This is a genomic window from Haloarcula halophila (assembly GCF_029278565.1).
Taxonomy (GTDB): Archaea; Halobacteriota; Halobacteria; order Halobacteriales; family Haloarculaceae; genus Haloarcula; species Haloarcula halophila.
The window spans coordinates 66,981-87,113 of record NZ_CP119559.1; the positions used below are offsets into that span (position 1 = coordinate 66,981).

The following is a 20,133-nucleotide window of genomic DNA, read 5'->3' on the forward strand; positions in this document are numbered from 1 at the left end:
GGTAGAGAGAACTCGGGTATCCCGGGAGATATGCTTTATGCTACCGGCGGACAGATCGCGTGGCGACGAGTTTTTATGTGGCGTGATACCACAGGTCAGTCGACGCGCAACGGCGTGGCGCTCTCGATCGCTTCGGCGTCGATATCCCCCCGTCGAAGCATCGTCGCTTCGCCGTCGTCGCCCGCTGCCAGCGAGAGGATCGCCGACGCACGCGTCGTCCCCTGTGGATCACCGGCCAACACGTAGTCGACAGCGTCACCGACGTGGTCGAGCGCCCGGTCGACCGTGATGAGGGTGTCGTCGTCGACGGTCCCGGACTCGTTCGCCGAGGTCATCGCCAGTGGACCGTCGACGGCCGCCGCCAAGTCACGCCACACTGGGTTCGAGAGACAGCCGATCGAGACCGTCCCGTCCATCGAGAGCCGCTCGTGCTGTCCGCTGTCGGCCTGTTCGACGACGAGATTCAGCGGGCCGGGCCAGAACGCCTCGATCAGCGCGTCGACGACTTCGGGGTCCGGATGCGTGCCGAACGTCCGCCAGTCGTCCGGGTCGCGGACGAACAGCGTCAACGGCTTGTGTGTGGGTCGGTCCTTGATCCCGTAGACACGTTCGATCGCGTCGGCGTCGTCGGGATCGACGGTCAGCGCCATGTTCGTATCGCTCGGCGCGACGACGACACCGCCGTCCGCGATACAGGCCGCGGCAGTCTCGACGCCCTCCGCTGTTGGCTCCAGGACTGGTGCGGTCATACCCCCGGTCCGAGACCGATGGTGATGTCCGTTGCGGTCGGTTGTCACGGTCACACACGGACACGTCGAAAGCCACCGACGACTGCCGCCATCGCCGTGATTGATAAGGCTGGATGCGATACCGGGGATATGGTCTTTCTAGTCCCGTTCGACGGATCGCCGCTCGCAAAGGCAGCACTCGACCGTGCGGTCACCTACGCCGCCGCCATGGACACCGACGTCGTCGCGGTCAGTTTCGTCCCCACGGGCTCGGACTACGTCGAGCGACGCCGGCGCGTCGATCCACACGAGGACTTCGCCGTCGAGAACGCCGCCAACGACCTCCAGCGAAAGATCGAGGAGACGACCGACGACGCGGAACTGCGTTACGACGATGTGAGCGCACAGTCCGCCAGCGAGTTCTCCGAGATGGTGAAACGAGTCGCCCGTGACGTCGACGCGACCGTCGTCTTCCTGGGCAGCGACGACACCGACAACATCGTCGTCCCGGTCGGGGAAGCCGCGGCCGGCGACAGCTACGACGTACACATCGTCCGGCGTTCCTGAGGGCTTTTTACCGACCGGGGTTACGTTCCGGTATGCGAACACTCGCTTTCGACGGCCGGACGGGAGCCGCCGGCGACATGTTGTTGGGCGCGCTGCTCGCGACCGGTGCCGACCGGTCCGTCCTCGATCCGGTCGAGTCCACACTCTCCGTCGAGTACGCTGTCTCGACGGTCGACCGCGGGGGGATCAGCGCGACCAGCGTCGACGTCCTCCGGACCGACGGGGACGACCACCACGACGATACCGACCACGGCCACAGCCACGCGGAGGGCCACGGCCCACACCGGAGCTATCGGGAGGTCGTCGACATCGTCCGGGGGATGGGGCTCCCGTCGGCTGTCGAGGGAGATGCGCTCGCCGTCTTCGAGATCCTCGGAGCGGCCGAGGCGGCCGTCCACGGGACCGACCTGGCCGAGACACACTTCCACGAGGTCGGTGCCGACGACGCCATCGCCGACGTGGTCGGGACCTCTCTGTTGCTCGCGGATCTCGACGTACAGCGTGTCGTGACGACGCCGGTGTCGGCCGGCGGGGGGACCGTCGAGATGAGCCACGGCACCTATCCGGTTCCGACGCCGGCGGTCGTCGAGATCGCCGAGCGGGCCGACTGGTCGCTCCAGGGCGGCCCGGTCGACGCGGAACTCCTGACGCCGACCGGTGCTGCCCTCCTCGCGCATCTCGCGGACGGTGTCGCGACGCTACCCACACTCCGGGTGGAATCGTCGGGCTACGGTGCGGGCGGACGTGCTCTCGACGACCGCCCCAACGTCCTCCGGGCGACCGTCGGCGACGACGGGGGACGACTCCGGCGGGACGAGATCACCGTCCTGGAGACCAACGTCGACGACGTGGCCCCGGAAGTGCTCGGCGATCTCCAGCGGTCGCTGACGGCGGCCGGCGCACGGGACGTCTCGATCCTGCCAACGACGATGAAGAAGTCCCGTCCGGGGCACCTCGTGAAGGTCGTCTGCAAGCCCGAGGACGCCCAGCGGGTGGCCCGCCGTCTCGCCGAGGAGACGGGGACGCTGGGCGTCCGCGAACACGGTGCCGGCCACCGCTGGGTGGCGGACCGGGAGATCGTCACCGCGACCGTCGAGGTCGACGGCGAGGAGTACACTGTCGACGTGAAAGTCGCAAGCGACAGCGACGGCGCGGTCTACGACGTAAGCGCGGAGTTCGACGACGCCGTCGCAGTCGCCGAGGCGACCGGGCTGTCAGTCCGGGCAGTGAGCGAGCGCGCCGAGCGAGCGTTCCAGGAGTAGTCAGGACTCGTCCTCGCGGTGTCGTTCCAGCGCTTCCTCGACGGTCAACTCGCCGACAGCGACCCGTCGAGCGAGCGCGTCGCCGATCGCGCGGTTGGTGTCGCTCTCCTTCCGTGAGCGGTCCTTGATCCGCTGGAGTTCGCCCGCCGTCGGGTCGATGTCGCGGCTCTGGATCTCCTCGCCCTCTAGCCGAGCGATGTTGACCGCAGCCAGCACGTCACCCATCCCGCGGGCACCGGTACCGAGATACGGCGTGGTCCCCGTCTCGTCGACGAGTTCGATCGGGACGTCCTCGATATCGTCGATCAGCCGCGAGCCCACGAGCCGCGCGCCGTCCCCGATACGGACTACGGGTTCGACGGCGTCTTCGACCTCCCGAGCGACGACCTCGGCCGCTTTCGCGGCGGGGACCTGGAACGCTGCGACGACCGTCTCGCCGTGGAGGACGGCGACACCGGGCCGCTCGCCGGGGTCGATCCCGACGACCGTCCGCCCGCCTTCCCCGCGGAGCGTCGCCATGACCGCCTCGACCGCTCGCCGTGGCTCCTCGGGGTCCGCCTGGACGACCGGAACCCCGTCGGGGAGTTCGACGTGTTCGCCGGCTGCGATGACCGCGACCGCGGCGTCCTCGGGCCACTCGTCGCCGGGCTCGATAGTCGTGAACTCGGTCCCACGGTCCCGAAGCTCGTTGACGACGCCGTGGTACACCTCGAAGTCCGCGGTCGCGACGACGATCACGACCGTAGTTGGCCGGCGACTCACTTACGCGTGCCGGCGTCCGGGGGCGACCGTCCCCGAGGGCTCGACCGTCGGTTCTGGACCGCCGAACCAGTCGACCGATTTTTATATCTATTGTGAGTGGTTCCCGGCAATGTCGACGATCGCGGCCCAGCGGGCCGATCGCAGTACCGACGGCACGTTCGCCTTCGCCGTGGGGCTGTATCTCGCGTTGCTTGCCGTCGCACCAGTGGTTACGGCGACCGCTGTCTGGGGCGGTGTCGGTGACGACGCAGCCCTCTACGTCGTCGCGCTCCTGGCGATCGCTGTCGTCACCGGTCTCGGCTGGCTCGCGACGTGGCGCCGGACCGGCCTCGCGGTCGCGTTGGGCGGTTCACGCGCCCGCTGGCTCCCGCCGCTGTTGGCGGGCGGCTACGCGCTCGGCTCGCTCCTCTTCGCCCCCGAGTTCGGCGTGCTCGCGCTCGTGGGATTCTTCTTCGGGCTACTCGCTGCGGTCGTCCCGGGCCTGGCGATGGGCTTCGTCGCCCGCTCGCGCTACACCGAGACGCTCCTGGCCGGTGCGAGCGAGTACGAGTCGTTCACCGCCGGTTGGCCCGACCGTGCGCGGAACCGACTGCTCCTGGCGATGCTCCCGGTGTTCGCGCTCGGTTGTGTGAGCATGGCTGCGGTGTTCTGGTTCGAACACGGCACGTGGCTCTGGTCGGTGGGCCAGTTCCTGCTCCCGGTGGCGACGATGCCGTTCAACAGAACGCAGGCCCACACCTACACGCTCAGCGACGCCGGCATCGAGCGGTCGATCCCGTTCGGGAAGACGGTCGCTACCTGGGACCGCTTCGACGGCTACAGCAGCACCGACGGGGGTATCGTACTCCGCCGCCGCTGGGATCTCGACATGCGGTTCGCGCGCGAACAACTTGACGACCCCGAGGCCGTCGTCGAAACCATCGACCGGTTTCTCCCTCGGCGGGACTGAGTGTTGCGAGCGTTTTTATCGGGACGCGACCAACGGACGGGCGTGAGCGACCACGTCTCGACCGGCTGTGCGCCGGTCGACGAGTTACTGGATGGGGGGTTAGAGCGGGGTGCCGTCACGCAGGTGTACGGTCCGTCGGCCGCCGGGAAGACGAACCTCGGGCTGTCGGCCGCGCTGGAGGTCGCTGCCGGCGGTGACGTCGCGCTGTACATCGACACCGAGGGGCTGTCGGCCGACCGGATGGAACAGATCGCGGCCGGCAGGTCCAGCGGAACCGACCAGACCGTCGACGACCTGGCCGGGCGACTGATCGTCTCCGAAGCGCTCGACTACGACGAGCAAAGCGAGGCGGTCCAGGACGCCGCCGAGTTCGCCGACGAGGTCGAACTGATCGTCCTCGACAGCGCGACGGGCTTCTATCGGCTCCGACGGGACGACGAGGACGGCGGGGAGACGCTCCGGGACGTCGCCCGCCAGATCACACACCTCCTCTCGCTGGCCCGCAAACACGACCTCGCGGTGCTGTTTACGAACCAGGTCTTTACCGACCCCGACAGCGACCGCACGACGGCGCTTGGTGGCCACACGCTGAACCACTGGTCCGGTGCGATCGTCCGACTCGAACGGTTCCGTGGTGGGAACCGCCGGGCGACCCTGGAGAAACACCGGGCCAAGCCCGCCGGCGAGACGGCGCAGTTCCGCATCACCGACGCGGGACTGGTCGGAACCGACGATGCGACTCCGGAGTCGCTGCGGTAGTTATATCAGGCTATCCAGGTCGTCGGTGGCGTACTCCTCGATGTCGGTGGTGTTTGCCTCCTGCGAGGCCGCCTCGTCGGCCCGATCCATGAACTCGTCGACGCGGGAGGACCGCTCGACGCCCGAGACGAGCACGAGCGCCGCGATCTTCTCGGAGTCCATCGGGAAGTCCCCACCGCGGACTTCCATGCTACCGGTCTCGTCTTCGACCCAGCGGCGCGCGCGCTCGACGCCCTTCCGGGTGAGTCGGTCGGGGTCGCCGGCGATCACTACCAGTGCCGATTCGGCCGCGACGGCGTCGGGCAGACTCATGCTCGTCAGCAGCGCAGAGCGGGTGACGCTCGTGATCGTGTTGACGTTCGCGGTCGTCTCCTCGCTGGCCGGCGCGCTGGCGTAGCCGAGTGCGGAGATACCGCCGCCACGGAGCGTGTTGATGATCTCCGAGGAGTCGACGACGCTCTCCCCGACGCCTTCGACGGCCTCGCCGGCCGCCAGTAGTATGCCGACCCGCTGGGCGATCGCGTCGTTGATGCGCTCGTAGCCTGCGGCGACGCTGTCGCCGCTGGCCCGCCAGGCGTCGTTGTCCACGAGTAGGAGGGAGTCGGCCTCCCGGACAGCGGTCTTCAGGGAGCGGCCGGCGTTGGCCTGGTAGAGCCCGCCCTCGTCCTGGCCGGGGAGGACGCCGAGGACGTAGACGGGGATGTCGTAGATGCGTTTGAGTTCGCGGGCGAGCATCGGTGCGCCGCCGGAACCAGTACCGCCACCCAGGCCGGCGACGATCATGATCGCCTCCGCCTCGGTCGTCAGGCGGCCGCCGAGGTCGTCCATGACCTCGGTCGCGTTCTCCTGCATGATCTGTGCGCCGAGTTCGTTGTCTCCGCCGACGCCGTGGCCTTTCACGCGGTCCTGGCCGATCAACATCGTGTCGATGTCGAGGTTCTGGAGGTCGGCACGCGCAGTGTTGACCGCGAGCGCGCCACAGACGGCGTCGAATCCCATCTGGTGGTCGAATTCGGCGAGGGCCTGGCTGAGTTTCCCGCCGGCCTGGCCGACGCCTATCAGGGCGACTTTCATACGCGACTAGTCGGCAGGCCAACTAATCAACGTTGTCCATCCGCTCACTCGAACGCGAGCGTGTAGATGCGTTTGCGGGCGTCCGAGAAGGAGAACCGCGAGTGGACGACGCCGGCGTCTTCGAGCCGGTTGAGCGCGTACCTGACCGTCCGGGGCGGCAGCATCGTCTCCTCGGCGACTTGACTCTGGGTCAGCGTCCCGTTGTACTCCAAGACCTTCGCGACGAGCTTCGCGCTCGGCGGAAGATCACTGACGGCGTCCCAGCCTGCCTGTTCGGTCTCTTCGGCGACCTCTACCTGTGTAGCGTCTGGTGCACTCATGATACCGTCCCTATCGGATACAAGATGATAATATTTACTGTTCCAGTTTATGCCTCACAAGAATCTACCGGCAATATAATCTCCAAAGCAGCGAGCCGAAGCCCCCCGAAAGTTTACGAGCGAGAGCCTCGCTGTATATGGTGTGGACGAAGTCGAGGTCAGCACGGTCGTCTACGTGCCGGCGGAGGAGATCTACGAGTTCCTCCTGGACTTTCCGGGCTACGCACGGTACTCGGAGTACATCGACCGCGTCGAGCAGGACGGCGACGGGACCCCGGGCACGCAATACGACCTCGTGTTCTCGTGGTGGAAACTCTCCTACACCGCCCGCTCGGAGGTGACCGGTGTCGAGCGACCGACCCGTATCGACTGGCGCATCGTCAAAGACATCGACGCCGACGGCTACTGGGCGGTCGATCCCGACCCCGAAGACGCGCCGGCGGACGTCGAGGACGCATCCCGCGTCGTCCTCCGGATCGCGTTCGACCCGGACTCGGCGTCCTCGGACGCCGTCGACCTGCCACGGCTGGTGTCGATGGAGTGGGTCATCGAGAAGGTGAAACCGCTCATCGAGAACGAGGCACAGCGGATCGTCGAACGTGTCGTCGCGGATATCGAAGGACAGCGCCGGGACGTGGAGCTGGAGATCCACACCGGACCGAGTTCGGTCTGACTACTCCGGGGTCTCGTAGTTCCCGCCGTAGCGCATGAAGATGTACGCCATCCCGAGCGTCGCGACCAGCACCGACGAGGTGGCGACACCGAGCATCTTCGCGCTGCCGGGGACCTCCGGCGGTCCGGAGGAACCGCCGCCACCGCCGGTGCTCTGGGTCGGGTAGTCCGTCCCGACGACGACGGCACCTTTCATCTGCAGGGACTGGTGTGGGACACAGATGTACGGGTAGATGCCGTCCTCCTCGAAGGTGTACTCGTAGTTGACGCCGCTCTGGGCAACTGCAGAGCCGGAGTCGAGCGGGCCACCCTCGGCGGAGACGACGTTGTGTCCGCCGCCGTTGCCGGTCCACTCCCACTGGACGGTCGCGCCGTTGTCGACGTGGATCGCCGCCGGGCCGAAGCCGTACGCGCCACCGTTGGCTTCGACGCCGACCTCGACTGTCGCCGAATCCTGCCCGGTCGCGTCGGTGACCGACCCGTCGAAGTTCCCGACCTGGTCGAGGAAGCCGCCGAAGTCCGGCGGCCCGCCGCCGCCACCGCCGCTGTCGGTTCCCTCTTCCTGTGCCACAGCGGTGCCTGCAGCGGCCGACACTGTCGTCGCCCCTGCGGCCGTCTGCAGGAAGGCCCGGCGGGACACGTCTGCACTACCGTCTGTCATACGCGGACTGTTAGGGGGTCCCCGTCCTGAATATGTCGGTTTCGAGTCGCTCCCGCCGGCCGGTTTCGCAACTGTTTTTCAGGGCCATCGCATAACTGTGGTGATGACTCAGCAGGACCACACAACCGACACAGCAGTGCGCTCAGAGGAGATGCCGATGCTCGGACTGGGAACCTGGCAGAACGACGACCCCAGTCAGTGCGCCGACAGCATCAGGACCGCTCTCGACGTGGGATACCGACACGTCGACACTGCACAGGCCTACGGGAACGAGGCCGCCGTCGGCGACGGGATCGCCGCGGCCGACGTCGACCGGGAGGACGTCTTCCTCGCGACGAAGGTCTGGATCACGAACCTCGCCTACGACGACGTGCTCTCGACGGTCGAGGAGAGTCTCGACGACCTGGGTGTCGAGAGCGTCGATCTGCTCTACGTCCACTGGCCCGCGAACACGTACGATCCCGAGTCGACGCTGGCCGCGTTCGACGAACTCCACGACCGCGGCGCGATCGATCGGGTGGGCGTCTCGAACTTCGAACCCAACCACGTCGAGACGGCGATGGACCACCTGGATGCCCCGGTGTTCGCGAACCAGGTCGAGATGCATCCGTTCCTCCAGCAAGAGGAACTCCGCGCGCACGCCGACGAACACGGCTACGAAATGGTCGCTTACTCGCCGCTGGCCCGCGGGGAGGTGTTCGGCCACGACGTACTCGCCGACATCGCAGCCGCTCACGACGCCAGCGAGGCCCAGGTCAGCCTCGCCTGGCTCCGCGAGAAGGGCGTGACCGCGATCCCGAAAGCCACGGGTCGGGACCACATCGTGGACAACTTCGGGAGCCTCGGGCTGACGTTGACCGACGCGGAGATCGACCGGATCGACGACATCGAGGTGACCGACCGGCGGATCAACCCGGATTTCAGCCCGGACGCCTGGAACTAAAACCGGAACGAACCGACCGTCTGTCGGCCGTCTAACCGGAGACGCGGGGCCTCAAAACTTTAACCACGGTGGAGCGAAACCACCGCGTATGTCCGTCGGGAGTCAGGGGGTCGTCGGGGGCATCCGTATCGATCTGAAACGGTTACACGAGACGTGGATGGAGCTGCTCTACCCGCGACAGCGCGACGCTGGCGATACGGTGCTCGGTACCTGGACCCCCGATTCGCAGTTCGGGATGGTGTTGTACCGGCTCTGGTCGGGACTGGGTGTCCCGGTCATCGCACTGGTGTATCCGCTGGTGCTGTTCGGCGTCGTCGTCCGCTATCAGGCCCGGCGGATCGACGGGACCGCGACCCGCATCGGCCTCGTCGGCGTCGTCCTCCTCTCGGTCCTCGCCTGGGGCGGGTTGACGGCGTTGGCCCGGTTCCAGTTCGAACTCTCGGCCGGCGAACTGGCTGCCGTCGCGGCTGCCGGCGGTGTGGCGACCGTCTCGGCCGCGCTCGCCGTGGGTACCCGCTCGGTCGGTGGTCGAGTGACGACGGTCCTGTTCTCCTACCCGTTCGCGGTGACGGCTATCTTTCTTCCGCCGGTCGTCGCGGCGCTGTACTCGACGGCCGCCCCACAGGTCGCACTCTCTGCCAGTGATACGCTCTCGCGGTGGCTCCTGTTCGACGTGCTGGGTCGGCAACACACAGTCTCGCAGTTCTTCATCGAGAACTTCGAGCGCCAGGGCCTGGCCTACGTCCTCATCTGGCTGGGTATCTCGGTCCCGCTGGGGTGGCTACTGGGACTGTTGGTGACGCTCGCGGATCTGGTCCGACCGAAGGACTGAACCCGAACAGGGGACCGACCACGACAGTTACGGGTCTGTGGACCTAACCGCCGCCTGTCATGCAATTCGACTTCACGCGCTCGGTGGTTCCACTCGTCGTGATCGTCGCCGTCGCGACTGTCGCTCTCACGACCGTGATGACCCCCACAACAGTCTTTATGATGGTCCTGCCCTCGATGATCGTCTTCTCGGTCGTCGCGTTCTTCCTCGGGATGAAAAACGGCGAGTTCCGCGCTTCACACTGAGACGTCGGCGGGCCGAATCACGCGTTCTTCCGGGACCGACTCGTCGACAGCGACGGCCACGTCCGCGACCTCGTCGCTGTCCCGCCCCAGCATGACCGTTCCGCCGGCCCGCATCGGCGCGAGCACGCCGGCGACGAGCGCGCCCGCGGTCGTGATCGGCGCCCGCAGCGCGACCGTCGTCCCCTCGTCGATGTCGGAGTCGGCCGCGACGCGTTCGCTGGCCGCGAGCAACGCTCCGTGGGTGTAGGTCTCGTCGGCTGCCAGCACCGGATCGTCGGGGGCTAACTCGGCTGGCGGGGCCAACGGGTTCTCGCTCCACAACTCCCGCTCGAACTGGGCGACTGTCGGGTCGTCGCTGGGGCCGCCGTACGCCAGCGCCTTCGTTCCCGGGCCGAGTTCGTAGCGGTCGAGCCACGCCGCCGGTGCGACGAGCGCGGTCGCGTCGACGGCACCGGGCGGGTCCACGTCGACGACGGCACCGTCCAGCGCCGCGGCGAGAAACGCCAACACGGCGTCGGGGGCCTCCCGGAGATAGCCGGGTTCGTCCCCCTCGGTCGGGTTCTTGGGTCCCACGACGACGGCCACCCGCATCCCCTCGCGGACACCGTAGTGGCGAAGGAGGTTCCCGCCCTTCCAGACGTTCGTCCCGAAGTCGGTGTAGCTGTAGGGAGCACTCCGCTCGGGAGCAGTGAACAGGACGCCCTCGCGTTCGCGGGCCGCGGCGACGAGGTCTCCGAGTGTCTGCATGGATTCGGGTAGGAACCGCTCGGCCAAAAACCGGCCGGAAACCGCAACGCCGATAGGACAGCCCCGATCCGTTCCGCTATGGACGAACAGGACCGAGTCGCCGCCTTCGTCGACGACCACGACCTCTCGGCACCGCCAGCTTACCGACTGCTCGATCTGGCCTCGGAACTGGGCGAGGTCGCCAAGGAACTCAACGAGTCGACGGCCTACGGGAGCGACCCCGGACGCGCGACCGCCGCCGAAGACGAACTCGGGGACACGCTGTTCGCGCTGCTTGCGCTGTGTTCGGAACTGGACGTCGACGCCGGCGAGGCGTTGGAGACGGCGCTGGCGAAATACGAATCGCGCCTCGACGACGCGGAGACGCCGGCCAGCGGAGAGTAACCGAGACAGGACCTGACCTGCCAGAGCGCTACAGTGAGTTCTTCAGTTTCTCGAAGAACCCTTCCTCGACCTCGACCTCCTCGCCGCCGGCCTCGGCGAACTGTTCGAGGGCCTCCCTCTGTTCGCCGTTGAGCGAATCCGGGGTGACGACCTGGACCTGGACGTAGAGGTCACCCTGGCCCCGTCGGCGCAGACGGGGCATCCCCTTGCCCTCCAGACGGAACACCTCGCCGCTCTGGGTCCCGCTGGGAACGTCGACCTCGACCTCGCCGTCCAGCGTCGGCACCGTGATCGTGTCCCCGAAGACAGCCTGGGGGAACGAGATCGGGTGTTGATACGAGAGGTCGTCGCCATCGCGTTCGAAGTCGGGGTGGTCGCGGACGGTGACCTCGATGAGCAGATCGCCGTTGGGACCGCCGCGTTCGCCCGGCGCGCCCTCTCGTTCCATCCGCATCGTCTGGCCGTCGGCGATCCCTGCCGGGATCTCGACTTCCAGACTGGCCTCGTTGTTGACGACGCCGTTGCCGCCACAGGTCGAACACGTCTCGTCGTACAGCGTGCCGTCGCCCTCACAGCGCCGGCAGGTCGCCGTCTGCTGGACCCGTCCCATCGGGGTCTGCTGGACGCGCGTGGTCTGGCCCTGGCCGTTACACTCCGGACAGGTCTCCGAGTCAGTCCCTGGGGGGTGTCCGTTCCCGTTGCAGTCCTCACACTGCTCGGGCCGGGTGACGGTCAGTTGCTTCGTCGCGCCCTCGTAGGCCTCTTCGAGGTCGATCTCCATGCGCGTCTGGAGGTCCTGGCCCTGGCGCGGGCGGTTCCCGCCGCCGCGGCCGCCACCGCCGCCGAAGAACTGATCGAAGATGTCCTGCATGTCGAAGCCGCCGGCACCGCCGAACGGGTCCCCGCCCATCCCGCCGCGGCCGCCGGCCCCACCGGCGCCGCCGGCACCGCCGCGCTTTTCGGCCTGCTCGAAGCGTTCGTGACCCATCTGGTCGTACATCTGGCGTTTCTCCTCGTCGGTCAGGACCTCCTTTGCCTTCTTGGCCTGCTTGAACTTCTCCTCGGCGTTGGGGTCGTCGCTGACATCCGGATGGTACTCTCTGGCTTTCTCCCGATACGCCTCCTTGATCTCGTCTTCAGAGGCGTCCTGCGAGACGCCCAGTATCTCGTAGAAGTCCTGGCTCATTCGTTGTTGTGGGATATACGGTTGACGTACTTGAAAAGAACGGGTCCGGGACGGACCGTCTACCCCGTTCTGACTCGGAACTCGTCGAACGCCGCGGCGACGTCCGGACCGGTTGTCGTCGTCTTCGTCCGCAACTGGAGTTGAACGGGCCGGTCCGTCCAGTCGGCCGTCGTCTCGTACGTCCCGGTCGCGCCGTCGACGGTCGCAGTCACCACCTCCGCCGACACGGACAGAGTTAGCGACGACCAGTCGGTCCCGACCGTCCGGGGGAGGGACGTCCACCCGGTCACTGACCCGCTCTCTCCGACCCACTCCTGTATCTTGACGGCGTTTCCCGACTGCATCGGTCCGACCGCGACCTTCGCGAAGGAGTCGGGATCGACCAACGCCAGGCTAAAACTCGCTCCGCCACCGCCTTCGATGACGTACCGGCCAGCCACTGACGCCGATACCTCCCCGCAGAACCGCGCCCGCGACCGGAGTACCGACTCGAAGTCACTACTCCGTGCGCGTAGCAAGACGCCGTAGTCGCCGGAACGGGCCTGTTCCGTCGTCCGTTCGACGCTGTATCCGGACGACTGGAACCGATCGTCGAGGGGCCGCTCGAAGCCCGATTCGAACGCGGACAGACAGCCGCCCGATCCCGTGGTCCCCGCCCCTCCGCCGTCGGTCGGCGCGGGAGTCACGGGTGTCCCCTGTGGGGCCGGTGTCGGGGTCCGGCCTACCGAGTCCGGCGTGTCGCCCAGCGGCCAGTCGAACTCTACGTCGCTTCTCGGGTTCGAGACGGACTCGGCGACCCCGGCGAGGGCAAGCCCGCCGATACCCGCCAACACCGCACGTCTCGTCCGTTCGCCCCCGACCATACCGGCCCGTCTCGACCCAGTCACCTAAGTGTCACGTCGCCTCCTGGGACCGCGGGGCTTATTTCGGAGCCTGCGGAGTACCGAACGATGACACGGCGACCGTCGGCTGACCGGGGTGGGATCACTGCTGAGCGGCTGGCCATCTGGACGCTGGCGGGACTGGCCATCGCTGGCCTCGCCGTATTGGCCGTCGGTCCCGGCGCCGACCTCCGGACCTCGGCGCCCGATATCACCGTCGAAACCGCGTTCGACGCCGAGTCCGGATCGGTGACGCTCACTCACGCCGGCGGCGACCGGTTGACCGGGACCAGTACCCACAGGCTCGCTGTCGTCGTGGCTGACGCCGACAGAAACGCCACGACGACCGTGGTCTGGGCCGACGACTCCCAGCTACCGGTCGAACAAGGGGATTCGTTCACCGTCGACGACCCACGTGTCGACAGCGACGGGGACGGTGACTACCTCGACGGTGACGCCTCTGTCGGATTCTACCTCGAAGCCGGTGACACTGTCGCCGTAGTCTGGACCGGTCGGCCACTCGGTGCTCCCGACGCGCGATCCGTCACCGTCGGCGAGGTGACGCTGACCGACGACGGCTGACCCCCCGTCAGCTCACTGGAGTGGAATCAGCGACCCTCTCTCCCGGCGTATCGTCGACCCGCGCATGTCCAGCCGAACGCTGCCGGCATGTCTCCCGCTAACCGATCCGGTATCCGCCGGCTATCGGAGCAGCCTCCGCTTTCGGCTCGGCTCCTCGGCAGGTTCGGCTTCGCGAACAGAACGACGGCGAGAACGAACAGCACTGCGTCCGATGGGCTGTTGCACCGGACGACGGGGAGTGTCAGTTACTCCTCGTCGTCTTCGTCGACGTCCTCGAAGTCGGCGTCGACGTACTCCTCGCCCTGGCCGGCCGCACCGCCTGCTGCACCGCCAGGACCCGCGCCGCCGGGACCGGCAGCGCCGCCCGGCCCTGCCCCAGCGGCACCGCCTGCCGCACCGCCGGCGGCCTGCTGGGCCTGGCCTTCGTACATCTGCTTGCCGATCTCCTGGAGTTCCTCGGAGAGTTCCTCGGTGACCTCCTCGTAGTCCTCCTTCGTGGCGTCCTCGTCTTCGAGGACCTCCTGGACGTCCTCGATCTTCTCCTCGATGTCGCTCTGGAGGTCCTCGTCGATCTCTTCCTCGTTCTCCTCGATGAGGGTCTCGGCGCGGCGGATCGACGCCTCGGCTTCGTTGCGGGCCTCGATGCGCTCGCGGCGCTGCTGGTCCTCTTCCTGGTGCTCTTCGGCTTCTTCCTGCATCTCTTCGATCTGCTCGTCCGAGAGGCCGGCACCGCCTTCGATGGTGATGTCCTCGCGGTTGCCCGAGCCCTTGTCCTCGGCTTCGACGTTGACGATGCCGTTCTCGTCGATGTTGAACGTCACTTCGATCTGCGGGGTGCCGGCGGGGGCCGGCGGGATGCCCTGCAGCGAGAACGCGCCGAGCAGTTCGTTCTCCTCGGCGATCTCACGTTCGCCCTGGAAGACGCGGATCTGGACCTGCGTCTGGTTGTCCTGGGCGGTCGTGAAGATCTTGGACTCCTCGGTCGGGATCGTCGTGTTCTTGTCGATGAGTCGCTCGAAGAGGCCACCCTTGACCTCGACACCGAGCGAGAGCGGCGTCACGTCGAGCAGGACGATATCGTCGACGTCGCCCGAGAGGACACCACCCTGGATCGCCGCGCCCAGCGAGACGGCCTCGTCCGGGTTGACGTTCTTCTTCGGGGACTGGCCGGTCATCTCCTCGACTTTCTCCTGGACCTGTGGCATCCGGGTGGAGCCACCGACGAGGATGACCTCGTCGATGTCGCCCTTGTCGTAGCCGGCGTCGGAAAGCGCCTGCTCCGTCGGGCCGACGGTCCGCTGGATGAGGTCCTCGGTCAGGGACTCGAACTTCGCACGGCTGAGCTTGCTCTCCAGGTCGAGCGGGCCGTCGTCGGTCGTCGCGATGAACGGCTCGTTGATCCGGGTCTCCTTGCGCGAGGAGAGTTCGATCTTGGCCTCCTCGGCGGCCTCGGTCAGCCGCTGGAGGGCCTGACGGTCCTCACGGAGGTCGATCCCGTGTTCGTCTTCGAACTCGTCGGCCAGGTAGTCGATGATCGCCTCGTCCCAGTCGTCGCCGCCGAGGCTGTTGTCCCCGTTCGTGGCGACGACCTCGTAGACGCCGCCGCCGAGATCGAGGATAGAGACGTCGAAGGTCCCCCCACCGAGGTCGTAGACCAGCACCGTCTGGTCTGACTCGTCGTCGAGCCCGTAGGCCATCGCCGCGGCCGTGGGCTCGTTGACGATGCGCTCGACCTCGAAGCCGGCGATCTCGCCGGCGTCCTTGGTCGCCTGCCGCTGTCGATCGTTGAAGTAGGCGGGGACCGTGATGACCGCCTTCTCGATCTCGTCGCCGAGATACTCCTCGGCGTCCCGTTTGATCTTCTGGAGGATCATCGCCGAGACCTGCTCGGGCGTGTACTCCTCGCCGTCGAGCGTGACCGTGTAGTCGTCCTCGCCCATGTGGCGCTTGATCGACTGGATGGTCTGCTCGGGGTTCTTGACCGCCTGGTTCTTCGCGGGCTTGCCGACAAGCCGCTCGCCGTCGTCGAACGCGACGACGGAGGGTGTCGTGCGTTCGCCCTCGGCGTTGACGATAATTTCGGGGTCGTTACCTTCCATGACCGCGAACGCGCTGTTCGTGGTCCCGAGGTCGATACCCAGAATCTTGTTGCTCGCCATCTTACCCTCTTCTACCGGATTGGGCCGGTTAAAAGTTGCTAGATGGGTCGGTCAGAGAACGCCGCGGAGTACCCTTCTGTGTACAGAATTCGAGGAGTCGTCGAGTAGCGACCGGAGCGTATAACACGTACCGCAATTCGACTGGTTCCCGCTCGGCACGAACGCGGATCGGCGTCCCGCTGCCGCCGCCTCGCAGTCCCACGGTCACCGCTCGGCTGTCCGGAGACGGTGCCCGAAGGGAACCGTCACCTACTCTTCACTGACGGTAACCTGCGCCTCTCGCAACACCTTCTCGGCCATCTCGTACCCCGGCCGATGGACCTCGGCGATCGTGCCGGCGGCCTCGTCGCTCTCGACACGGGCGAGTACTTGATGCTGTGTCGGGTCGACATCCTGTCCCGGGTCAGGCTCGATCACGTCGACGCCTTCCGCGTCGAAGGCGTCGTCGAGCTGGCGCAGCGTCGCCTCGACGCCGTCGCGGATGTCGGCGTCCTCGTCCTGTTCGAGCGCCCGCTTGAGGTTGTCCCGGACGCCGAACAGGCGGGTGACGAGATCCTCGGTGGCCCGTTGTTTCTCCTCTTCCTGGCGCTTCTCCATCCGCTTTTTGAAGTTCTGGAAGTCCGCTTGCTTGCGCTTGAGCTTCGACTCCAGTTCGTCTCGTTCCGCTTCCAACGAATCGCGATCGGCTTCGAGCTGTTCTGTCCGAGCACGCAGAGCAGCCAGTTCGCGGGCGATATCGTCCGCGCCGGCCGTTTCGACACGCTCGCGGAGGTCGTCGTCGACTTCGAACTCCCCGTCCTCGCCGACGACGTCGGTCAGGTCGATCTCGTCCGTATCGACACCCTCGGGGGCCTCTTCGAGGTCGCCAGCGGGCGCGTCACCCGATCCGTCCTCGGGTTCCGTCTCGTCCTCGGCAGCGTCCTGCTCGGTCATGGACGATCCAACGGCACGAGCGGGTAAAAGGATTCAGAAACACGACCAGTCGCGCCACGGGGAACTATATATCGAGGGGGTGACAGACGAGATATATGCAGCCTCCGTCGGCCGGTTCCGTGATCCCGGACTGTCGTGGCTCGGCGAGCGAGGGATCCCGATGAGCGACGACGCGATCTACGTCGAGCGCCGTGTCGACGGGTCACTGGACGCGGTCTGGGAGCGGACACAGGAGCCGGACGAACACGAGCGGTGGGACCTGCGGTTCTCTGAGATCGATTACCTTCCCCGCGAGGAAGGCGACCCACAGCGGTTCACCTATCGGACGGGGATCGGTTTCGGACTCGCCGTCGAGGGGACCGGCGAGTCAGTCGCCACGAACGAGGACGGCGAAGAGACCACCTCGGTCCTCTCCTTTGCCAGCGAGCAGGCTCGCTCGCTCATCACCGAGGGACGGGGGTTCTGGCGGTACGTCGAGACCGACGACGGAGTTCGGTTTCTGACGGAGTACAACTACGACACTCGCTGGGGAGCACTCGGCCGTCTGGTCGACCGGGTCGCGTTCCGCCCGCTGTTGGGGTGGGCCACTGCGCTCAGTTTCGACGTGCTGGCCCGCTGGGTCGAAGACGGGACGCCGCCGGAGACCAGCTATCGGGCGCTGCTCGCCCACGCAGTCGCTCGCGTGGGACTCGTACTGATCTGGGGCTACCAGGGTCTCGTCCCGAAACTGCTCGTCGGACACCCGGCCGAACTCGCTCCCTTCCGTCGGCTGGGCCTCGGGGCGATGGCCCAGGAGGCCGTCATCGCACTGGGCGTCCTCGAACTGGCCGTCGGGGTCGCGCTGCTGTGGCGCTGGCGCTCGGCGTGGCTGGCGTATCTCGCCGGTCTCGCCCCGGTCGGCCTGACCGCCGGAGCAGTTATCGCGGACCCAGCGGTCGCGCTCGGCCCGTACAACCCCGTCGTGACGACCATCGGGATGGCCGCGCTCGGGGTCGTCGCCGGCTCGCTCGCGGGCGATCTCCCCACGGCGCGGAACTGCCTGCGGACGCCTCCGGAGGAGTGACCGGGATGGGGGTCCCGGAGCGTGATCGGCTCCCAGCGCTGGCCGACGCCAGTGCCGTTTTCGGGGCAGCCGGCTGGCTCGCGGTCGTGCTCGCCGGCGTGTTCGGCCCGATCCGCGATATCGTCGCACTGGCGATGCTCGTTCTCGTTCCGCTCGCGCTTCGACTCGCAGACACGCCGCGACGCGACGGGACCCGGTCGGGCTGGTACCGGGCAGCCGTGGTCGGCCAGCCGGTGGCGGCCGTCGCCGGCGTGGTCTCGCTGACGCTCCCGGCGGGGACGACGGCGACGCTCGTGGCGGTGCCCTGGGCGCTTGCGACCGTGCTCGTCGCGGGCTTTGGCGCCTGGCGACTCCTCGGACGCGGCCCCTGGCCGGTCGAAGAACTGGCGGTCGACGCCGGCTTGCTCTACATCGTCGTCGGAGGCGTCGCGTTGCTGTTCGACCGCTCGGGGACCGCGCTCGTCTTCGAGCCACTCATCGTCACGCTGACCATCGTCCACTTCCACTACGCCGGCTCCGCCCTGCCGGTGCTGGCGGGGCTTGCCGGCCGGGACGCTCCCGGTGGATACCGCGGTCGGCTGCTCCGGGCGACGACCGGTATCGTCGTGATCGGCCCGGGTATCATCGGCATCGGGATCACTGCGGCCGCGCTCGATCTCCCGTTCGCGGCCGTCGTGGAGTTCGCTGGTGTCGCCGCTTTTACCGTCGCTGTCGCCGTGTTCTCGCTCTCGGTTCTCGTCGGTGTGGTTCCTCGCCGGGAGAACGGCGCTCAGCGACTGCTACTCGGTGTGGCCTCCGTCGCAGTGACGGTCTCGATGGGGTTTGCGGTCCTCTACGGGCTCGCGCGGGCGACGGGCGGGACCTACCTCGGTATCAACGCCGCGTCGTTCGACCTGATGGTCACCTACCACGGCCAGCTCAACGCCTACGCGTTCGCCCTCCCGGCGTTGGTGGGCTGGCGACTGGCGATCCCCGGCACTCGCTCCCGCCAGCCCGGCGTCGCGTTCAGTCGCCTCCACGGTGGCTGGCGTATCGGCCCGGAGTTCCTGGACCGCAGGGGAATGACGACAGACGCGGCCGTGACTGGGATGGTCACGACCGTCGACGAGTACGCACGTGCCGGGTTCGATCCCGATGCGGTGGCACCGGCGGTCACACGCTTCTACGAGCACTCCGGGAGCTACGAACTCTCCGTCGACCCGGCCTGGGACACGCCGTGGCGAACGCTCGCAGCGCTCTACCGGCCGCTCGCGGTCCGGGTGGGACAGCTCTCGGTGCCACGGCAGGCCATCGGCGGCGACGCGGTCCTCCGGGGCCGTGTCGTCGGGGTCGACACCGGCGAGGGACGGGCCGATCAGCGGGCGTGGATACGATCGAACGCCGACCGTGTCGACGACGCCCGGCGGATGACCTACGTCGGCGTCTACGATCGCTCTGTCGCCGACGACACGGCGTTTCTCCGCGTGGCGTTTCCGCTCCCGGGCGGGAACCTGACCGGACTCCTCCGCCTCGAAAACGGCGGCAGCGACGGCGACGGACTGGTGCTCTCGTCGTTCCCAACGCCGGGAAACGCCGACGACGCGGGGCTGTATCTCGTCGTCGGCGGGGTCGGCCTGCGGCTCCCGCTCAACGAACGGCTCGTCGTCGTCCCCGACGGCGACGGCGTCCACGCGACACACCGTGTCGAAGCCCTCGGTCTCAGGCTGTTCACGCTGACCTACGGTATCCAGCCGACCGACGAATCACTGATGCTGGGACCCACGGCACAGTAGCAGGGCCACGTTCACGGTCTGAACCCGAAGGCGTCGGTGTCGTATCGCAGTTGCGCGCGGTAGTCGTCCCACTCGTCGAGTTCTCGCAGGCGATATCTGGCGAACGGGGGGTTCCGGACGAGTTCTAGTTCGACGAGCCGCTGCCGCACCGGTTCGTAGAGTTCGTCCCAGTCGAGCGATCGGACCTGTTCTTCGGGCTCGCTGTCGTCTGCGACGAAGGTAACGCCGTCGTCGGTGCGTTCGATCACTCCGTACTGGAAGCGGGACCAGACGGTGTACTCCTCGAACGGGATCGACTCTGTCGGCGGACCGACCCGCCGATACTGTGCCTGGAATCGCTGGTTCGTGTCGGGACCGCCCCAGAGAACGCCTCTCGAGAGGAGTTTGATCCGTCGCTCGACGTCGACACCACCGTTGTAGACCACTCGGGCATCGGTGTACGCTCGACGCTGAAACTGCTCGCGCAGTTCCTCGCCGTGGTGGACGTCCTCTTCGTACTGATACGGTAGCGGCGTCTTCCGCGCGCGCTGGAGGATCGAGAAGCACTCGCTTCCGCCCCGTGCCGGCCCATCGGTGGCTCGCCCCCGCCAGGTCTCCGGGTCGGTCTCGTCGGGATCGACCCATCGTGCCATGCTAGCAGTTACCTATGGAC

The 20,133-nt window shown here is 67.3% G+C and carries 23 protein-coding genes; 12 read left to right on the top strand and 11 right to left on the bottom strand.

Annotated elements, in window-relative coordinates; translation table 11 throughout:
- Positions 1-95: 95 nt before the first annotated feature.
- Positions 96-749 carry an L-threonylcarbamoyladenylate synthase gene (locus tag P0204_RS00350; RefSeq protein ID WP_276220831.1) on the bottom strand — a complete coding sequence of 218 codons (654 nt, stop codon included), beginning with the start codon at positions 747-749 and terminating at the stop codon, positions 96-98.
- A gap of 129 nt (positions 750-878) precedes the next feature.
- Here P0204_RS00350 and P0204_RS00355 point away from each other — a divergent pair, with 129 nt between their 5' ends.
- Both P0204_RS00355 and larC read left to right on the top strand, forming a co-directional pair.
- On the top strand, positions 879-1,295 hold the full coding sequence (locus P0204_RS00355; RefSeq protein ID WP_276220833.1) for a universal stress protein: 417 nt from the start codon (positions 879-881) through the stop codon (positions 1,293-1,295).
- Between the two features lie 32 nt (positions 1,296-1,327).
- On the top strand, positions 1,328-2,557 hold the full coding sequence (gene larC, locus P0204_RS00360; protein ID WP_276220834.1) for a nickel pincer cofactor biosynthesis protein LarC: 1,230 nt from the start codon (positions 1,328-1,330) through the stop codon (positions 2,555-2,557).
- Here larC and P0204_RS00365 read toward each other — a convergent pair whose 3' ends face one another.
- Positions 2,558-3,295 (bottom strand): hypothetical protein, encoded by a 738-nt coding sequence (locus tag P0204_RS00365; protein WP_276223296.1) that lies wholly within the window; start codon positions 3,293-3,295, stop codon positions 2,558-2,560.
- 133 nt (positions 3,296-3,428) lie between these two features.
- Here P0204_RS00365 and P0204_RS00370 point away from each other — a divergent pair, with 133 nt between their 5' ends.
- Both P0204_RS00370 and radB read left to right on the top strand, forming a co-directional pair.
- On the top strand, positions 3,429-4,268 hold the full coding sequence (locus P0204_RS00370; protein ID WP_276220836.1) for a hypothetical protein: 840 nt from the start codon (positions 3,429-3,431) through the stop codon (positions 4,266-4,268).
- Between the two features lie 42 nt (positions 4,269-4,310).
- Positions 4,311-5,027, top strand: a complete 717-nt coding sequence (gene radB, locus P0204_RS00375; protein WP_276220838.1) for a DNA repair and recombination protein RadB — start codon at positions 4,311-4,313, stop codon at positions 5,025-5,027.
- Here radB and P0204_RS00380 read toward each other — a convergent pair whose 3' ends face one another.
- Both P0204_RS00380 and P0204_RS00385 read right to left on the bottom strand, forming a co-directional pair.
- Positions 5,028-6,101 (bottom strand): tubulin/FtsZ family protein, encoded by a 1,074-nt coding sequence (locus P0204_RS00380; protein WP_276220839.1) that lies wholly within the window; start codon positions 6,099-6,101, stop codon positions 5,028-5,030.
- 44 nt (positions 6,102-6,145) lie between these two features.
- Positions 6,146-6,421 carry a MarR family transcriptional regulator gene (locus tag P0204_RS00385; RefSeq protein ID WP_276220840.1) on the bottom strand — a complete coding sequence of 92 codons (276 nt, stop codon included), beginning with the start codon at positions 6,419-6,421 and terminating at the stop codon, positions 6,146-6,148.
- Positions 6,422-6,563: 142 nt separating this feature from the next.
- Here P0204_RS00385 and P0204_RS00390 point away from each other — a divergent pair, with 142 nt between their 5' ends.
- Complete coding sequence (locus P0204_RS00390) at positions 6,564-7,094, top strand: SRPBCC family protein (RefSeq protein WP_276220841.1); 531 nt, start codon at positions 6,564-6,566, stop codon at positions 7,092-7,094.
- Here the strand turns inward: P0204_RS00390 and P0204_RS00395 are convergent, their stop codons facing one another.
- On the bottom strand, positions 7,095-7,754 hold the full coding sequence (locus P0204_RS00395; RefSeq protein WP_276220843.1) for a halocyanin domain-containing protein: 660 nt from the start codon (positions 7,752-7,754) through the stop codon (positions 7,095-7,097).
- Positions 7,755-7,905: 151 nt separating this feature from the next.
- Here P0204_RS00395 and P0204_RS00400 point away from each other — a divergent pair, with 151 nt between their 5' ends.
- From P0204_RS00400 to P0204_RS00410, 3 genes are all read left to right on the top strand, one after another.
- Positions 7,906-8,697 (top strand): aldo/keto reductase, encoded by a 792-nt coding sequence (locus tag P0204_RS00400; protein WP_276223297.1) that lies wholly within the window; start codon positions 7,906-7,908, stop codon positions 8,695-8,697.
- Between the two features lie 88 nt (positions 8,698-8,785).
- Complete coding sequence (locus tag P0204_RS00405; RefSeq protein WP_276220845.1) at positions 8,786-9,529, top strand: hypothetical protein; 744 nt, start codon at positions 8,786-8,788, stop codon at positions 9,527-9,529.
- A 59-nt stretch (positions 9,530-9,588) separates the two neighbouring features.
- Positions 9,589-9,774 carry a DUF7333 family protein gene (locus P0204_RS00410; protein WP_276220847.1) on the top strand — a complete coding sequence of 62 codons (186 nt, stop codon included), beginning with the start codon at positions 9,589-9,591 and terminating at the stop codon, positions 9,772-9,774.
- Here the strand turns inward: P0204_RS00410 and P0204_RS00415 are convergent.
- A complete protein-coding gene (locus tag P0204_RS00415; RefSeq protein ID WP_276220848.1) occupies positions 9,766-10,521 on the bottom strand; it encodes a hypothetical protein in 756 nt (251 codons plus the stop codon). The genes P0204_RS00410 and P0204_RS00415 overlap by 9 nt on opposite strands.
- Positions 10,522-10,599: 78 nt before the next feature.
- On the opposite strand from P0204_RS00415, the gene P0204_RS00420 reads away from it, so the two are divergent.
- Positions 10,600-10,905 (top strand): MazG-like family protein, encoded by a 306-nt coding sequence (locus tag P0204_RS00420; RefSeq protein ID WP_276220850.1) that lies wholly within the window; start codon positions 10,600-10,602, stop codon positions 10,903-10,905.
- 28 nt (positions 10,906-10,933) lie between these two features.
- On the opposite strand, the gene dnaJ is transcribed toward P0204_RS00420, so the two are convergent.
- Positions 10,934-12,091 (bottom strand): molecular chaperone DnaJ, encoded by a 1,158-nt coding sequence (gene dnaJ / locus P0204_RS00425; protein WP_276220852.1) that lies wholly within the window; start codon positions 12,089-12,091, stop codon positions 10,934-10,936.
- A gap of 59 nt (positions 12,092-12,150) precedes the next feature.
- Positions 12,151-12,954, bottom strand: coding sequence for a hypothetical protein (locus P0204_RS00430; RefSeq protein WP_276220853.1), 804 nt, complete (start codon positions 12,952-12,954; stop codon positions 12,151-12,153).
- Positions 12,955-13,041: 87 nt separating this feature from the next.
- Between P0204_RS00430 and P0204_RS00435 the strand changes: the two genes are divergently transcribed.
- On the top strand, positions 13,042-13,554 hold the full coding sequence (locus tag P0204_RS00435; protein WP_276220856.1) for a hypothetical protein: 513 nt from the start codon (positions 13,042-13,044) through the stop codon (positions 13,552-13,554).
- A gap of 245 nt (positions 13,555-13,799) precedes the next feature.
- Here P0204_RS00435 and dnaK read toward each other — a convergent pair whose 3' ends face one another.
- The gene (gene dnaK / locus P0204_RS00440) at positions 13,800-15,713 is read right to left on the bottom strand and encodes a molecular chaperone DnaK (RefSeq protein ID WP_276220858.1); all 1,914 of its coding nucleotides are present in this window, start codon (positions 15,711-15,713) and stop codon (positions 13,800-13,802) included.
- A gap of 249 nt (positions 15,714-15,962) precedes the next feature.
- The gene (locus tag P0204_RS00445; RefSeq protein WP_276220860.1) at positions 15,963-16,646 is read right to left on the bottom strand and encodes a nucleotide exchange factor GrpE; all 684 of its coding nucleotides are present in this window, start codon (positions 16,644-16,646) and stop codon (positions 15,963-15,965) included.
- A 160-nt stretch (positions 16,647-16,806) separates the two neighbouring features.
- On the opposite strand from P0204_RS00445, the gene P0204_RS00450 reads away from it, so the two are divergent.
- The gene (locus tag P0204_RS00450; RefSeq protein WP_276220861.1) at positions 16,807-17,709 is read left to right on the top strand and encodes a DoxX-like family protein; all 903 of its coding nucleotides are present in this window, start codon (positions 16,807-16,809) and stop codon (positions 17,707-17,709) included.
- A gap of 5 nt (positions 17,710-17,714) precedes the next feature.
- Positions 17,715-19,481, top strand: a complete 1,767-nt coding sequence (locus P0204_RS00455; protein WP_276220864.1) for a YndJ family protein — start codon at positions 17,715-17,717, stop codon at positions 19,479-19,481.
- Between the two features lie 11 nt (positions 19,482-19,492).
- Here P0204_RS00455 and P0204_RS00460 read toward each other — a convergent pair whose 3' ends face one another.
- A complete protein-coding gene (locus P0204_RS00460) occupies positions 19,493-20,113 on the bottom strand; it encodes a hypothetical protein (RefSeq protein WP_276220865.1) in 621 nt (206 codons plus the stop codon).
- Positions 20,114-20,133: the final 20 nt, after the last annotated feature.

Bases quoted from the DNA above. Each gene is read 5' to 3' on its own strand.
- P0204_RS00435 (WP_276220856.1), top strand. From the start codon at position 13,042: ATGACACGGCGACCGTCGGCTGACCGGGGTGGGATCACTGCTGAGCGG.
- larC (WP_276220834.1), top strand. From the start codon at position 1,328: ATGCGAACACTCGCTTTCGACGGCCGGACGGGAGCCGCCGGCGACATG.
- P0204_RS00405 (WP_276220845.1), top strand. From the start codon at position 8,786: ATGTCCGTCGGGAGTCAGGGGGTCGTCGGGGGCATCCGTATCGATCTG.
- P0204_RS00370 (WP_276220836.1), top strand. From the start codon at position 3,429: ATGTCGACGATCGCGGCCCAGCGGGCCGATCGCAGTACCGACGGCACG.
- P0204_RS00450 (WP_276220861.1), top strand. From the start codon at position 16,807: ATGAGCGACGACGCGATCTACGTCGAGCGCCGTGTCGACGGGTCACTG.
- P0204_RS00455 (WP_276220864.1), top strand. From the start codon at position 17,715: ATGGGGGTCCCGGAGCGTGATCGGCTCCCAGCGCTGGCCGACGCCAGT.
- dnaK (WP_276220858.1), bottom strand. From the start codon at position 15,713: ATGGCGAGCAACAAGATTCTGGGTATCGACCTCGGGACCACGAACAGC.
- P0204_RS00355 (WP_276220833.1), top strand. From the start codon at position 879: ATGGTCTTTCTAGTCCCGTTCGACGGATCGCCGCTCGCAAAGGCAGCA.
- P0204_RS00400 (WP_276223297.1), top strand. From the start codon at position 7,906: ATGCCGATGCTCGGACTGGGAACCTGGCAGAACGACGACCCCAGTCAG.
- P0204_RS00380 (WP_276220839.1), bottom strand. From the start codon at position 6,101: ATGAAAGTCGCCCTGATAGGCGTCGGCCAGGCCGGCGGGAAACTCAGC.
- P0204_RS00385 (WP_276220840.1), bottom strand. From the start codon at position 6,421: ATGAGTGCACCAGACGCTACACAGGTAGAGGTCGCCGAAGAGACCGAA.
- P0204_RS00430 (WP_276220853.1), bottom strand. From the start codon at position 12,954: ATGGTCGGGGGCGAACGGACGAGACGTGCGGTGTTGGCGGGTATCGGC.
- P0204_RS00395 (WP_276220843.1), bottom strand. From the start codon at position 7,754: ATGACAGACGGTAGTGCAGACGTGTCCCGCCGGGCCTTCCTGCAGACG.
- P0204_RS00420 (WP_276220850.1), top strand. From the start codon at position 10,600: ATGGACGAACAGGACCGAGTCGCCGCCTTCGTCGACGACCACGACCTC.
- P0204_RS00445 (WP_276220860.1), bottom strand. From the start codon at position 16,646: ATGACCGAGCAGGACGCTGCCGAGGACGAGACGGAACCCGAGGACGGA.
- P0204_RS00460 (WP_276220865.1), bottom strand. From the start codon at position 20,113: ATGGCACGATGGGTCGATCCCGACGAGACCGACCCGGAGACCTGGCGG.
- P0204_RS00415 (WP_276220848.1), bottom strand. From the start codon at position 10,521: ATGCAGACACTCGGAGACCTCGTCGCCGCGGCCCGCGAACGCGAGGGC.
- P0204_RS00410 (WP_276220847.1), top strand. From the start codon at position 9,589: ATGCAATTCGACTTCACGCGCTCGGTGGTTCCACTCGTCGTGATCGTC.
- P0204_RS00350 (WP_276220831.1), bottom strand. From the start codon at position 749: ATGACCGCACCAGTCCTGGAGCCAACAGCGGAGGGCGTCGAGACTGCC.
- dnaJ (WP_276220852.1), bottom strand. From the start codon at position 12,091: ATGAGCCAGGACTTCTACGAGATACTGGGCGTCTCGCAGGACGCCTCT.